Source organism: Bacillus paralicheniformis (genome assembly GCF_002993925.1).
GTDB lineage: Bacteria > Bacillota > Bacilli > Bacillales > Bacillaceae > Bacillus > Bacillus paralicheniformis.
The window spans coordinates 2,553,695-2,568,016 of record NZ_CP023665.1 but is presented as its reverse complement, the minus strand read 5'-3'; the positions used below and the strand labels follow the sequence as shown (position 1 = coordinate 2,568,016).

Annotated in this window: 16 protein-coding genes; 13 read left to right on the top strand and 3 right to left on the bottom strand. The window is 46.0% G+C overall.

Translation table 11 applies throughout. From position 1 onward, the window contains the following. The first annotated feature begins 111 nt into the window (after positions 1-111). The 10 genes from CP943_RS13170 to CP943_RS13120 all read left to right on the top strand — a co-directional run bounded on the left by CP943_RS13170 (position 112) and on the right by CP943_RS13120 (position 8,611). A complete protein-coding gene (locus CP943_RS13170) occupies positions 112-828 on the top strand; it encodes a response regulator transcription factor (RefSeq protein ID WP_025811198.1) in 717 nt (238 codons plus the stop codon). Beyond that, on the top strand, positions 815-1,849 hold the full coding sequence (locus CP943_RS13165; RefSeq protein WP_023855963.1) for a sensor histidine kinase: 1,035 nt from the start codon (positions 815-817) through the stop codon (positions 1,847-1,849). The genes CP943_RS13170 and CP943_RS13165 overlap by 14 nt, the downstream gene beginning before the upstream one ends. A gap of 79 nt (positions 1,850-1,928) precedes the next feature. After that, positions 1,929-2,849, top strand: coding sequence for a bacitracin resistance ABC transporter ATP-binding subunit BcrA (gene bcrA, locus CP943_RS13160; protein ID WP_023855962.1), 921 nt, complete (start codon positions 1,929-1,931; stop codon positions 2,847-2,849). A gap of 40 nt (positions 2,850-2,889) precedes the next feature. After that, positions 2,890-3,576 carry a bacitracin resistance ABC transporter permease subunit BcrB gene (bcrB, locus tag CP943_RS13155; protein WP_229029997.1) on the top strand — a complete coding sequence of 229 codons (687 nt, stop codon included), beginning with the start codon at positions 2,890-2,892 and terminating at the stop codon, positions 3,574-3,576. A 121-nt stretch (positions 3,577-3,697) separates the two neighbouring features. Beyond that, positions 3,698-4,309 (top strand): bacitracin resistance undecaprenyl-diphosphatase BcrC, encoded by a 612-nt coding sequence (gene bcrC / locus CP943_RS13150; protein WP_023855960.1) that lies wholly within the window; start codon positions 3,698-3,700, stop codon positions 4,307-4,309. A 491-nt stretch (positions 4,310-4,800) separates the two neighbouring features. After that, positions 4,801-5,289, top strand: coding sequence for a hypothetical protein (locus CP943_RS13145; RefSeq protein ID WP_023855959.1), 489 nt, complete (start codon positions 4,801-4,803; stop codon positions 5,287-5,289). Between the two features lie 115 nt (positions 5,290-5,404). Then, on the top strand, positions 5,405-6,067 hold the full coding sequence (locus CP943_RS13140; protein WP_023855958.1) for an ATP-binding cassette domain-containing protein: 663 nt from the start codon (positions 5,405-5,407) through the stop codon (positions 6,065-6,067). Beyond that, complete coding sequence (locus tag CP943_RS13135; protein ID WP_095291528.1) at positions 6,045-7,010, top strand: ABC transporter permease; 966 nt, start codon at positions 6,045-6,047, stop codon at positions 7,008-7,010. The genes CP943_RS13140 and CP943_RS13135 overlap by 23 nt, the downstream gene beginning before the upstream one ends. A 243-nt stretch (positions 7,011-7,253) precedes the next feature. Continuing rightward, positions 7,254-8,213: a type I pantothenate kinase gene (coaA, locus tag CP943_RS13125; protein ID WP_020452068.1), complete on the top strand. Its 960-nt coding sequence runs from the start codon at positions 7,254-7,256 to the stop codon at positions 8,211-8,213. Between the two features lie 14 nt (positions 8,214-8,227). Next, a complete protein-coding gene (locus tag CP943_RS13120) occupies positions 8,228-8,611 on the top strand; it encodes a VOC family protein (protein WP_023855956.1) in 384 nt (127 codons plus the stop codon). Between the two features lie 51 nt (positions 8,612-8,662). On the opposite strand, the gene CP943_RS13115 is transcribed toward CP943_RS13120, so the two are convergent. Then, positions 8,663-9,901, bottom strand: a complete 1,239-nt coding sequence (locus CP943_RS13115; RefSeq protein WP_105981063.1) for an MDR family MFS transporter — start codon at positions 9,899-9,901, stop codon at positions 8,663-8,665. An 84-nt stretch (positions 9,902-9,985) separates the two neighbouring features. After that, positions 9,986-10,198: a YqzH family protein gene (locus CP943_RS13110; protein WP_095291534.1), complete on the bottom strand. Its 213-nt coding sequence runs from the start codon at positions 10,196-10,198 to the stop codon at positions 9,986-9,988. 275 nt (positions 10,199-10,473) lie between these two features. Between CP943_RS13110 and CP943_RS13105 the strand changes: the two genes are divergently transcribed. The 3 genes from CP943_RS13105 to CP943_RS13095 all read left to right on the top strand — a co-directional run bounded on the left by CP943_RS13105 (position 10,474) and on the right by CP943_RS13095 (position 12,943). Then, complete coding sequence (locus CP943_RS13105; protein ID WP_023855953.1) at positions 10,474-11,736, top strand: Y-family DNA polymerase; 1,263 nt, start codon at positions 10,474-10,476, stop codon at positions 11,734-11,736. Between the two features lie 15 nt (positions 11,737-11,751). Further along, entirely contained in the window at positions 11,752-12,090 is a 339-nt protein-coding gene (locus tag CP943_RS13100) for a YolD-like family protein (RefSeq protein WP_020452064.1), read from the top strand. Between the two features lie 211 nt (positions 12,091-12,301). Then, a complete protein-coding gene (locus CP943_RS13095) occupies positions 12,302-12,943 on the top strand; it encodes a FusB/FusC family EF-G-binding protein (RefSeq protein ID WP_020452063.1) in 642 nt (213 codons plus the stop codon). A 50-nt stretch (positions 12,944-12,993) separates the two neighbouring features. Here CP943_RS13095 and CP943_RS13090 read toward each other — a convergent pair whose 3' ends face one another. After that, a complete protein-coding gene (locus CP943_RS13090) occupies positions 12,994-14,322 on the bottom strand; it encodes an MATE family efflux transporter (RefSeq protein WP_025811203.1) in 1,329 nt (442 codons plus the stop codon).

The following is a 14,322-nucleotide window of genomic DNA, read 5'->3' as shown; positions in this document are numbered from 1 at the left end:
CTCTGTTATAATGAAAGGCAAAGAAAAGAGAGGAAATATTTCAAAAAACAAGCAGCAGCTGGTGCTGCGGTGTGAACATCTATCAAGACAAAATAAAAGCGGGTGAACCAAGTGGAAACCATTCGAGTGCTCATAGCGGATGATGAAAAAGAAATCAGAGATTTATTGAAAACCTATTTAAAAAGAGAGTGTTATGAGGTTGACGTGGCAGTTGACGGAGAAGATGCGTTAAGGCTGTTTGAACAAAACCATTACCACCTCGTGATATTGGATGTCATGATGCCGAAAATCGACGGCATCGAGGTCTGCAGAAGGATGAGGAATCATACGAATGTTCCGATCCTGATGCTGACCGCCAAAGACCTTGAAGGCGATAAAATTTTAGGACTGTCCATCGGCGCCGACGATTATATAACAAAGCCCTTCAGCGTAAACGAAGTGCTTGCGCGGATCAAAGCCATGCTGAGGCGCTTTTTGGTCCTCGGAAGCGAAAGCCGCTCCGATGAACAATCGCTGATTCAATTTAAAGGATTGACCATCGATTTGAAAACATATACGGTCACCGCGGGCGGACAGGAGATCTCTCTGACGGCGAAGGAGTTTGAACTGCTGAAGTTTTTCGCCTCAAATCCGGGGCAGGTATTTACGAAAACGCAGCTGTTTCGAAACGCATGGAGCGATCAATACATAGAAGATGACAATACGGTCATGGTGCATATCAGAAGGCTGAGAAAAAAAATAGAGCCGGACCCTTCCGATCCACAATTTATTCAAACTGTTTGGGGAATTGGCTATAAGTTTGTAGGTGAGAAAGATGCTGACCGATAAAAAGCTGCTGCTTCTCATTCTGCAATGTGCGGCGATTGCAGCACTTTTGTTCATCTATATGAAAACGGCTTCCTTTGGGGTTTTCAGCACAATGTTGTTTATTTTTCTGTTTGCCGTTACCGCGCTGCTGTTTACGATGAGGCTTCGCTTCATCGATCGCTTAAAGCTGATCGAAACCGAGCTGAAGCGCGTGGCGGATGGAAATTTAAGAAGAAGATTGCTGGCGAAAGGCGGTCAGCCGTTTAATGAAATCATTTTTTCCATTAACGAATTGATAGAGCAGCTTGAAAAAGTTCAAATCAACGCCGCAAAATCGGAAGCGGCCAGAAAACGGCTGCTGTCTAATATTTCCCACGATATCCGAACGCCGCTCACATCAATTATTGGCTATGTTGATGCATTAAAAGACGGGGTCGCGTCTTCGGAAGAAGAGAAACAGGAATATCTCAATATCCTTTCTAAAAAATCCAACAGCCTCAAGCAATTGATCGATGAAATATTCAACATGGCGAAATTAGACGCGAATGAAGTCCAGTTGAAAACAGAGTTTTTTGACCTGGCCGAAGTCGCTAGGGAAACGCTGATCGACTTTTTGCCGGAACTGAAAAAACATGACATTGATTTGAATGTACAGATCCCGGAAAAGAAATGCTCTGTTATTGCAGATCGGCTCAGCTTGATCCGCGTGATCGAAAACATCGTGAGAAACGGCATTCATTATGGAAAAGAGGGAAAAGTACTTGGAATCGAACTGACGGAATCAGAACATGAATATCAGCTTCTCATCTGGGATCAAGGTCCGGGAATTCCGGAAAACGATATTGAAAACGTGTTTGATAGAATGTACCGCAGAGACCGGTCGAGAAGCCTTGATGACGGGAGCGGCCTGGGGCTTGCCATCGCCAAATCGCTCGTCGAAAAAAACCGCGGACGCATATGGGCACAGAGCGTTCCGTGGGAAAAAACGACGTTTGGTTTTTCGCTGCCTAAACAAAACCATCTCCAATCATTTAAGAATTAATTAAGAATTGGTTAAGAAGAAGTTAAATCCTTCTGTTTATGATGTAGTTATAAGGCGAGTGAAAGAGAGTGGATCAACTTTGAACACAATTATTAAAACGACGGATCTCACGAAAATGTACGGGCCGCAAAAGTCTGTAGACCATCTCAATATCAATGTAAAACAAGGAGATATATACGGATTTTTGGGACGAAACGGCGCCGGCAAAACGACGACGATCAGAATGCTGCTGGGCCTGATCAAACCGACCAGCGGGCAGATAGAAATTTTCGGAGAGAATTTTTTCAAGAATAAAAAAGAAATTTTAAGAAGAATCGGATCTATCGTGGAAGTGCCCGGCTTTTACGCGAACTTGACGGCAAGGGAAAACCTGCTGATCAATGCGAAAATCATAGGTATCCATAAAAAAAATGCGATCGATGAAGTATTGGAGATCGTGGGCCTGCAGCATGAAACGAAAAAGCTCGTCGGCAAGTTTTCCTTGGGCATGAAACAAAGGCTGGGAATTGCAAGAGCCTTGCTTCACTATCCGGAGCTGTTGATACTGGACGAGCCGACAAACGGCTTGGACCCGATCGGGATCAAAGAAATGAGAAGACTCATTCATTCTCTCGCCAAAGAAAGAAACATCACCATCTTTATATCAAGCCACATTTTGTCTGAAATCGAACAGCTCGTCGATCATGTCGGGATCATTCATGAAGGAAAACTGCTTGAAGAAATTCCGTTTGACCATCTCAAAAAAAGAAACCGCAAATATCTGGAATTTCAATTATCCGATCAAAATAAAGCGGTCGTTCTGATGGAACAGCATTTTGATATTCATGACTACGAAGTTCACCAGGACGGGATCATCCGGGTATACTCCCATTTGGGCCAGCAGGGAAAGCTTAATAAATTGTTTGTCGAAAACGGAATAGACGTATTGAAGATTGCGATGAGCGAAGACAGTCTTGAAGACTATTTCGTGAAGTTGATTGGGGGCGGGACGATTGGCTAATTTGCTATATACCGAATTGCTGAAGCTTAAGCGGTCACAGATGTTTCTTGTCAGTATCCTGGGAGCGGCGGCAGCCCCTTTCATCTGTTTTATATCGTCTTTGGCTAAAAAAGCCAAGTACCCTGATGTACCGATTCGCTTCAGTGAGACCTTTTCCGATACCAACCTGTATATTGTGCTTTTGATCGGAGTCCCGTTGTATGGCGTGATTACATCATATTTATTCAATCGGGAATACGCTGAAAGCACGCTAAAGAATCTATTGACGATTCCTGTTTCAAGAATCAGCCTGATTGTCAGCAAATTGGTTCTGCTCCTCATTTGGATCATGATGCTGACGTTGATTGCCTGGGTGCTGACGCTGCTGTTTGGGCTGATCGGCCAGTTTGAAGGGCTCAGTTCGGCGGTTTTAATAGATGGGTTTAAACAATTTATGATAGGCGGGGCACTTCTTTTCTTCCTGGTCAGTCCAATTATATTTGTGACACTGCTGTTTAAAAACTACGTGCCCACCATTATCTTTACAATCATTATATCAATGGTCAGCATTATGGTATACGGCACGGAGTACAGCGCTTTACTCCCCTGGTCGGCGGTATGGGTGATCGCTTCGGGTACGTTCTTTCCGGAATATCCGCCCGAATATTCTTTTATCAGTGTTGCCGCCACAACCGTTCTTGGATTAGCCGCGACAATCGTTTACTTTAAAAAAATCGATATTCATTGATGCAGGAGGAGTCTAAGGGAATGTGCAACACATGTTTGTACATTCCTAATCCCGATAAAGGCTTATTGCACAATTTTGATGGATATATTTAGGATAAAAGTATAAAAAAGGAGAATGGAACATGTCTTTTTCAGAATTAAATATTGATGCTTTTCGTTTCATTAATGATTTGGGAAAAGAGTATTCGATGCTGAATCCGGTCGTTTACTTTCTGGCCGAATATATGATGTACTTCCTCGCGTTGGGTCTTGTCGTTTATTGGCTGACCCGGACGACAAAAAACAGATTGATGGTCATTTATGCAGTCATCGCATTTGTGATTGCCGAAATTCTTGGGAAAATCATGGGCTTTCTGCATTCCAACTATCAACCGTTTGCCACGCTTCCGAATGTCAACAAGCTGATAGAGCATGAAATTGACAATTCGTTTCCGAGCGACCATACGATTTTGTTTTTTTCAATCGGCTTTTTAATCTTCCTGTTTCACAAAAAGACGGGCTGGCTGTGGCTTGTGCTTGCGTTTGCCGTAGGCATTTCCCGCATTTGGTCGGGCGTTCACTATCCGCTCGATGTTGCGGCGGGAGCCCTTCTTGGCGTGTTGTCAGCTCTGTTTGTATTCTGGACAGCACCAAAGCTGTCATTTATTCATCAAATGCTGTCCCTTTATGAAAAGGTGGAACACCGGATTGTTCCTTCCAAAAGCAAATCGAACGATAAATCGAAGAACTTTTAAAGGATGAGGCTGCCTTGGATTTAGGCAGCCTTTGCTATGTGCACTCACAAATAAACGATCGGCTTCTTCATCCTCCAAATCGAAGGCGGTTCCCGACAGCAAGAGTATATGACCGTCTCCATGAAGGTAGACGGTCTGTCGGGTGCTTTGTTTTTTTGTACGAATAACAGCTGTAGAATCGCTTTCCAGGTATATAGGTTCCTCTTCTTCCTCCTTTTTTCATCCCCATTATAAAAGATGCGGGCTATTCATGACGAAAATTCCAAATAATAGGAATTGAATATAAGTAAAAATATGGTATAATATCAAATACATAGGAGGTGATAATTTCCAATAGGTAATGATAAAATGGTCCATTCTGCTAGAAATCTATTTTTTCATCCATTAAAATGAGAGAACTCGGACCTTAAATTGTTTTGGATGCGGCAGTAGCTTATGGATGGCAGCTGAAGACGTACATACGAATTATCAAAAATACGGAGGGAAACGAAATGAAAAAAGCGATTTTAGGGTTTTCTTTGTCTGCGGCGCTCCTGGTTCCATCCTCATTCGCTGCGGCTGCTGGGGACGGGCAGCTGACAAGTGAGCAAAAAGAACTGCTTGAAGCCAAGACAGAATACGTGCAGTCACTTCCTGAACAGGCATCTGTCCAAAGCGGTGTGACGGCATATGCAGGAAAAAGGCTCACAATTAAAAGAGGAAGCTTCCTCGCCTGGTCGAAAGATTATATCGACTGGTACTACAACGGCAAAAAAGTATCGAAAAGCAGCGGATCGCAGGATGTCGGCTACGTCTTTCCGAATGTCGTGAGAGCAAAAGGGATTAAAAGGTATTACAAGTCTTCAGGGCTTCACAAATGGAGAGCGAAAAAAACGCTGAGCTTCGGGACCGTTACACCGTGGGGAGATGTTGAATTCGCCAGCTCAACCTTTACAGACAGAAGGTGGGTCAATAAAAAAGGAAAATACGGAAACGATTAATTTGCCGTAAGCCATTTCATACAACGCTGCTAAAAGACTATTTTGAAATTAATGGCAGCGTTGTATAATGGAGAATGTTGCAACACCATCCTGATGCAAGAAAGGATTTTTTAAATTGATCAAAATCGATGACCTGACGAAATCTTATGGAAGCAAAAAGGTATTCAACCGTCTCAACATGAATATCGAAAAAAACAAAGTCACCTTCCTGATGGGGGAAAACGGCGCCGGGAAAACGACGCTCTTGAAATGCCTGCTCAAGCTGGAACATTTCGAAGGCGGCATTCTGTACGACGGAGAGCCGCTTGAAGCCGTCAGGAGCAAAGTGCACGTTATCTATGACGATTCCCCGTTTTACGATCATCTGAGCGGATATCAAAATATTAAACTGTTGATCAATAAACCTGCCGGCAAAGAAGAGCTGGAACAATTATCGCAAAAGTTCCTCGGCCGGGCGCTGCTGAAAAAAAAGGTTAAGACCTATTCATACGGACAAAAGAAAAAGCTGGCCTTAATGATCGCTGCATTAAACAAACCGTCATATTTGTTTTTGGATGAGATATCAAACGGGCTTGACTACCGGTCCATGATGGAGCTTCAGGCGCTGATCAATGACTGGTCGAGCAGGATGACGATTGTTGCCGCCGGCCATCAGTTTGAGTTTTATTCTTCAATCGTCGATCAATTATACGTGTTGAAAGACGGTTCAGCTATCCACATAGACAATTTTAAAACGAATGGAGCAGAATTGGGCGATGTCTATAAAGAATATTTATAATATTTTCAAAAAAGAGCTTGCATTTCAATCATATTCTAAAATGCTCGTCATGTTATTGCTTCCTCTATTATTCATTTCATCCGGATACATATATGTACATTATAAAAATACAATTGACAGCTATCAGCAGTTTAAAAAGACTGAAGACGAATATAAAGAACTCGGTATCGATATTAAGCAGGCGCTGGCGTCGCCCGTCAAGGTGAAGGAAGGGGAGCTGAAAAGCGAGGATGGCGACGGAGAGATCGTCGAAAATATTTTAAGGTTTGACTATGAGAATTTCGTCTTGTCCCTCCATCATCTGGAGCCCAAGCAGTCGGTTATCATGACGCTTGAGCTGATGGGCTTCATCATTTTTCCCTTGGCTTTTACGCTGTATGCCATCTATATCTCCTCTTACGACATCAGGTTCAAGACGGTGAAAGTGAAAGCTGTCAGCCATGATTGGAAATCCGTTCTGCTGGCCAAACAGTGTTCGGTTTACATGGTGATGGCTGCCGCCGTGATCGCCGTTGTATGTACGGCATATGTGTCAAGCTTCGTCTTTTATTCCCTGGCTTCAAGGGCCATACCGGTCGGCGAGTTCACAATACCCGCTGTTTCAAAAAGCAATATCCCGCTTCAGCTCGTTGTCGTTCTGGCGGTCAGCTTCATTTTTTCGACGGTCGGATTTTATTTGGGCGTCCTCTTCAGAAGCTTTATTACGCCTGCTTTGCTGTATATCGTTTACAGCCTGCTTATCCCTGCTTTGGGGAGATTCGATTTGAAAAACCTGCTGTCTAATCTCGGGCATGCGGTTTTCAGTTTCAGCGGCGGCTTTAAACTGTTTACACCGGTGAAGGTGGACATGATTCCGGTCGTCATCATTTTAGCCGCATCCATCGGCTTGCTGTCTGCGGTTACTTATTATATGGCGCACAGGCAAAGCAAATATGTCGTTTGAAAAAAGAGCGCAAGTGCCTGCGCTCTTTTTTTTGCAAGCGACGGATGCCCGTTGGCTCAGGTTTGGCAGGCGAGTGTCAAATAGTTGGAACAACAGAATCTGCCGTCTCTGGATGAGGCGGTTGTTTTGATTGAAACCTTGTTCCTCGTAAATATTCGAAAAATTCTATATAATAATAAAGCGGTCTCAGGAATTCATGCACTTTTTAGTAAACAGCTTTTGAACAGAGGGCAGGTGAGTATAATGGCGAATCAGGATTTGAATTTGCACACGTTATATACGAGTCATACCCGCGATGCCTGGGCAAATCTCGGCGGGCATATGGCGGTAGAAATGACCGAAGAGGAAGTAAAAAGGCTTGAAGGTTTAAATGACTATCTGTCTTTGGAAGAAGTCGAAACCGTTTATGTTCCGCTGGCGAGGCTGCTTTATTTACACCGGACAACTCAATATGAACGGAACACCCGGGTGAACGGTTTTTTGAACCATCCTCACGCGGCCAAAATTCCGTTCATCATCGGGATTGCCGGAAGCGTCGCGGTTGGAAAAAGCACGACGGCCCGCATCATTCAGACGGTGCTCTCCCGTTTGCAGGAACGGCTGAAAGTCAGTCTGATCACAACCGACGGTTTTCTTTATCCCAATGCGGTGCTGACAGAAAAACAGATGATGTCGCGGAAGGGGTTTCCGGAAAGCTATGATGTCAAAGCATTGCTTGAGTTTTTAAACGATTTAAAATCCGGCAAGGAAATCGTTCGCGCACCCGTTTATTCCCATTTAACGTACGACAGATTGGAAGGGGTTTACGAAACGGTTGAACAAGCGGATATCGTCATCATCGAAGGCGTCAATGTGCTGCAGACGCCGACGATCGAAGACGACCGGACAAAACCGCGGGTTTTCGTTTCCGATTTTTTTGACTTCTCAATTTATGTGGATGCCGAAGAAGACCTCATTATCAAATGGTATCTTGAACGCTTTCGCATGCTCAGAGAGACGGCATTTCAAGATCCGAGTTCTTATTTCCATAAATTCAAAGACCTTGCGGACGAAGAAGCGGACCATATGGCAAAGTCAATATGGGAGACCGTCAACCGTCCGAATTTGTATGAGAACATTCTGCCTACAAAATTCCGGTCTGATTTAATCTTGAGAAAAGGCGAAGGCCACAAGGTGGAAGAGATTCTCGTCAGACGGGTGTAGAAGAGGAGGCTTGCATGATCCATCATATTGAACTGTATGTTTCAGATTTGGAAGCGTCGAAGCGCTTTTGGGGCTGGTTTCTCGGAGAGCTCGGCTATGAGGTTTTTCAACAATGGGAAGACGGGATCAGCTGGAAAGCAAACGGCGCCTATCTCGTGCTTGTGCAGGCGAAAGAGCAGTTTGTCAAAGCAGGTTATCACAGGTGCCGCGTCGGTTTAAACCATCTTGCTTTTTACGCGGCATCCAAAGAACAGGTCGACGAAATGACAATGAAACTGAGGGAGCGGGGATGCCGCATTTTATATGAAGACAGACATCCGTTTGCCGGCGGAAGCGGGCATTATGCCTTATATACCGAAGATCCCGACCGCATCAAAGTCGAACTTGCGGCGCCTTGAGGCGGGCGTCCGCCGGAAGGCCGGCCTTTGACCGAGCCGGCCTGTTTTCAATTAATGCTGCATCGTTTTTTTCGAACTTAATTTGACTTTTGCTTCATCTATTTTGAGCTTCCGGAAGGCTGCCACCAGGAAAGGAACGCCGCAAATGGTGACAGCGGACAGGATTGCAAAAGTGAAAAACGGCTTTTCCGCTCCAAAGGCGTCCAGCAGCATTCCCCCCGCCCAAGGGCCGATCACGCTTCCCAGCTGGGTGAAGCCTATAGCCCCGAAGTAAGTGCCTTTCAGCTCAGGCCGGGCAATCCGGTCGACCAGTAAATCCATCATCGAAAAGAGAAGCACTTCCCCGATCGTAAACACGATAATGATCAAGACGATGGACCATAGATCGTGGAAAAACGAGAGGCTGAACAGGCTTCCGCTAATCAGCACATTTCCGGCAATCAGCGATAAAATCGGTGAAAACCGTTTGGCGATATGTACGATCGGGTACTGTACGACAAGCACGGCCAAGGCATTCAGCGTCAGCATCATACCGAACACTTTCGTCCCGTCTTCGATGAACGGGCTGGCCGCCATGTATTGTGCGAGCGTGGATGTGAAGTGGGAATACCCGAATAAACAAAGAATCGAACCGATTAGTGTAATCGTAAATACCCGGTCTTTTTTTGTCACCTCCAGCGCTTCCCGCACTTTTATACGCTTATTCCGCTCAGTTGCCGGTACGGTGTGGTGTTTAAATTGAATGACCAGCACCGCCGCATAAATAAAATAAATGAAAGCCGCAATGAAAAACGGCAGCGTCGTTTTCGAAGATCCGAGGTACAGGCCTAAAAGCGGACCGAAGACGACGCCGAGGTTGATCGCGGTATAGCGGAGATTAAAGACGAAAAGGCGCGTTTCGGGTTTGGATACGTCTGAAAGCAGCGCTCTTGAAGTCGGTTCAAACAAAGCGCGGCATAATCCGTTTAAGGCATTCATGACAAAGAATGTCCAGACATGATCGGCGAGCGTGAAACCGGCGAACACGAATGTCCAGCCGAAAATCGAAACGAGCATGATGGTTTTCCGGCCGAACCTGTCTGATAAGTACCCGCCGTAAAAGCTTGCCGCAATTCCGATCAGAGAGCTCGCTGCAATGACGGCGCCGGCAAAGCCGGAAGAGGCGCCTTTCACTTGTGTCAAATAAATTGCTAAAAAAGGGATGCTCATGGCTGTGCCCATACGTCCGAAAATGGTTCCGACAATAATGGTCCAGCTGAGCGGGTGGATGTTCTGCCATTTTTGTTTCATGAGAAACTCTCCGTTACGTTTTTATTTGTTTATCATACATGAAACAAATGGCGGTGAATAGAGGAATTTCTATATGCTGGGTGATCAAAAGGAGAACAAGCCTTGATTTGTGACATAATCATAGATGACATCTTCGATATGGGCATGCAGCCCCTCATTCGGTTCCTCGATCCGCCTTTCCTGCAAAGCCATCTTCAGGATTTCTTTTTCGCCGGGGCTGAGCGGATCGGTTGCAACATTGCGTCCGTACTGCTTCAGCGCCTGTCCGAGCATTTTTTCAATCAGTTTCTCATCCATTTGTCTTTCTCCTTTAGGAGCGCTTTTTCTTTTATCTTACTAGGAAAAAACGAGGTTCTCAAGGGAGCTTTCAATTTGAGTCATTAAACCGGATGCGGCAGCATTCCGAACTGGAATGATCCGCCATGTCACCTTCTTTCCAAAGAAGGTGTTTTTTGTTGCTTTCAGCCAGGATTTTCTTTGGATAAAATTACGCCTGGAAATCGAACGTATATTCGGAGTATAGTATTCATACACTAATTGTGCGAACATCAGTTCTTTTTGGAGGGAGAGAGATGGATTACGGTCAATATCCGTCGCGTTCGGTTTTGTGCGTTGATATGCGGAGCTTTTATGCAAGCTGTGCCGCAGTCCTGCTCGGACTTGATCCGATGACTTGCCTGCTGGCGGTTGTCGGAAACACGGAGCGGCAGGGGAGCATCGTTCTCGCTGCTTCTCCGGCTCTGAAAAGAGAGTTCGGCGTGCAAACGGGAACAAGGCTTTATCAGCTGCCGGATGATCCGCGCATCAAGCTGGTCAATCCAAAGATGGGGCTGTTTGTCCGTGTTTCTACAGAGCTCACCCGGCTGTTCTGCCGCTATGTGCCGCCTGATGCCATTCATACGTACAGCGTGGATGAAAGCTTTATTCAGGTGGACGGTGTTGAGAGCATGTGGGGAGACGCCCGAACGATTGCGATGAAAATTCAAGATGATATGGAAAGGGAGTTTGGCCTTCCCTGTGCTGTCGGAATCGGACCGAATCTGCTGATGGCAAAGCTGTGCCTTGACCTTGAAGCGAAAAAATCAGCAGACGGAGTGGCCGTTTGGGGCTACGAAGACGTGAAAACGAAGCTGTGGCCGCTGTCTCCGCTGCGCCGCATGTGGGGAATCGGCTCCAGGCTGGAAAAGACGTTAAACCGGATGGGGATTTTTACAGTCGGTCAGCTGGCTCACTATGATCTCAAGCGGCTTGAGAAAACATTCGGGGTGATGGGAAACCAGCTCTATTATCACGCTTGGGGCATCGACCTTTCAGCGATCGGAGCGCCGCTCTTGGAGGGGCAGGTCAGCTATGGAAAAAGCCAGATTTTGCTTCGCGATTATCCGAATCCGGAGGAAGTCAAGCATGTCATTCTTGAAATGTGTGAAGAAGTGGCCAAAAGGGCGCGCGCCCACCGCCAGGCGGGCCGGACCGTCAGTCTTGGCGTCGAATACAGCCGCGATGAGCTTGGCGGCGGGTTTTACCGTTCAAAAACAATGGAAAGCCCTTCAAATGTCACCCTTGATCTCTACCATACATGTCTGGCATTGTTCGAGCGGTTTTATGCCGGCAAAACGGTTCGGAAAATTTCCGTCTCTTTGTCCAATATTCAAGACGACACCAATATGCAGCTTGATCTTTTTCGTCCCGATCAGGAAAAGAAGCGGCAGCTCGGGTACGTGATGGACGGCATCAGAGAACGGCACGGATCAACAGCGCTTTTGCGGGCTGTTTCCTATACAAACGCCGGGACGGCCCGGCTGCGGTCAAAATTGGTCGGAGGCCATCAGGCATAGAAAGGAGAATCATTTATGCTTCGCGACAGAGGCAGTATCAAATGGGTTTCCATGATGCTGCCTGAGCACGTGGAATTGCTCAGGGAATATCATGAAAGCCTTCAAAAACTCAAAAAACCGATCCTGGATGAACAAAAATATGAAGAATTTAATGAAATCATTTGTGAAGCGATGGCAGAAAACAGAATGTTGCAATTTGCCTATTATCGGCAGGGGGAAGTGAAAACGCTGGCCGGCCGGATTCACTATGCCGACGCCCTGAAAAGGGAGCTGCGGATCGTAAGCCGGGCGGATGAAATATGCATTTTAAAGATGGAGGATATCATTGAGATTGAATACGATTGTCGTTTATAATAGAATCAGTATTCGGAGGTGGATAAAATGGTAAATGACATTCATTTGCCGACTGCAGCGTCTCATGCAAAGCCTGTTATCTTGAAAGGCGATACTTTGCATGAGGCGGGGTTATAAACAAATCGCCTAAAAAAAGCAAGGTATCATTTCTGATCATCCGGCTTTGCACCTTATTTTTAAATATAGATCCATAAATAAGGAGCTGGCAGAAATGAAGACACCTTTTATCAGAAATGACCAATATAATTTTATTAAGTTTCAAACGGACAGCCTTGTTCAGGGACATGCGAACATCAATGACGAAAACGTACTTGACGCTTTGAAATGCAATGCGCTCGATCAAGTGTTCAACCTGTTTCCTGATCTCAGCAGCGATCAAAAGTCTTTGCTGCAGAAGATGGCAGAAGTGGAAGACAGCGGTGAAGCGATGCGCTTTTTAGCCGAATTAAAGCCTCATGTCATTCCATTTCAGCGTATAACAGTAAAAACCGCTAAAAAGCTATTTTCTAAAGTGAAGAAGTTAAAGACGCCCGATTTTGAACAGATGGATTTCAGCGGATATTCCTACCTGGGATGGAATGATGCAGGATCAGGCAGAAAGTACATGATTGTGGATGCCGGCGGAAAGCTGACCGGAATACACGGCACCATCAAATCCAGCAATAAAAAAGGAATCTGCGCGATATGCAACAGGACCGAAGAGATCGGACTGTTCATGGCCCGGGTGAAAAGCGGGAAAGAAACCTATACAGACAGAGGCAATTATATTTGCTGTGACAGTGAAACATGCAATCAAAATGTGATGACGCTGGATCATCTGAACCATTTCGTCGCACAATTAACGAAAGAATAAACGAGAACCCCCCGGCTAAGCTTTAGCCGGGGGGTTTTATGATTTGGCTTTTAGCCTGCCTCTTTTGCAGCACTTCGCTCTCCGAAGAGACGGGTGGTCAGCCCGGGAACAGCCATACATAAGAATACGGAACGTCCAAGGCTGAATAAAAGAAAAGCGAGCCACAGCCCATGGTTTCCGAAAGCGGGCACAGCGGTAAAAAAGGCGGCCAGGAAGACGAGAACAGCCAAGAACATTGAATTTCTGACCGGGCCTATTTCAGTCGCTCCTGTAAAAATCCCGTAAAAAACGAGTCCGAAACTTGCGGCCAAAGGAAAGAGAGCGATCCAAATATCGTAGGTTTTCGCTGCTTCCAAAACGCTTTCAAGCGGTGTAAACAAGGGAAGGATTACACCTTTCAAAAGAAAGTAGCCGACTGAAAGCAGCGCGGCCGAGATCAGCGACCACTGGATCGAAAGGGAAAGCGTACGGGAATAAAGTTCCCGATCCATTCTTCCAACGGCTTTCCCGGCAAAAATGCTCGATGCATTGGCAAATCCATCAAACACATAAGCCATCATATAATGAATTTGAATTAAGATCGCATTTGCGGCCAAAACTTCAGCGCCGAAGCCGGCTCCTTTAGCCGTAAACAAATTAAAAACCGTTAAAAGGCACAATGTCCGAATCAATAGATCGCGGTTGACAACCATCATTTTTTTAAACGGTTTCGGGTCGAACAAAACCTTGACGGACGGCAGCTTAAACCGCATGGCGGCATTCGTTTTCACAAGCCAGCAGCCGATCAGGCAGCCCGTCACTTCCGCAATCAAAGTGGCTAGAGCGATGCCGTATACTTCCATGTGAAAGACGTAGACAAAAACGATGTCAAGCACGATATTCAAGACGTTCATCGAAATCTGCAAAAGCAATGTCACTTTGATAAGGGACATTCCCATCAGCCAGCCGAGAATGCAATAGCTGATTAAAGCAAATGGAGCGCCCCAAATCCTCAGCGAAAAATACTGCGAGGCGAATTCAGCGGTATGGCGGTCAGGCTGTATCAGCGTCAGCGCTGCGTATTCAAGCGGTTTTTGCAAGAGAATGAACATCAGTCCGGCAAAAACCGCGATGCAAACAGGCCGGGCAAGAGCCAAAACGCTCTCTGATCTGTTTTGGGAGCCGAGCGACTGAGCAGCGAACCCCGATGTGCTCACCCGCAAAAAGCCGAGGAGCCAATACATCGTATTAAAAATCATCGTTCCGACTGCAACACCGCCGATGTAAGCAGGGGAGGAAAGCTGCCCGGCTACCGCCGTATCGACCGCCCCCAGCAAAGGAGTGGTGATCGTTGAAATGATCAGCGGAACGGCGAGTGCTAGATAATGTCTGTGATTCAT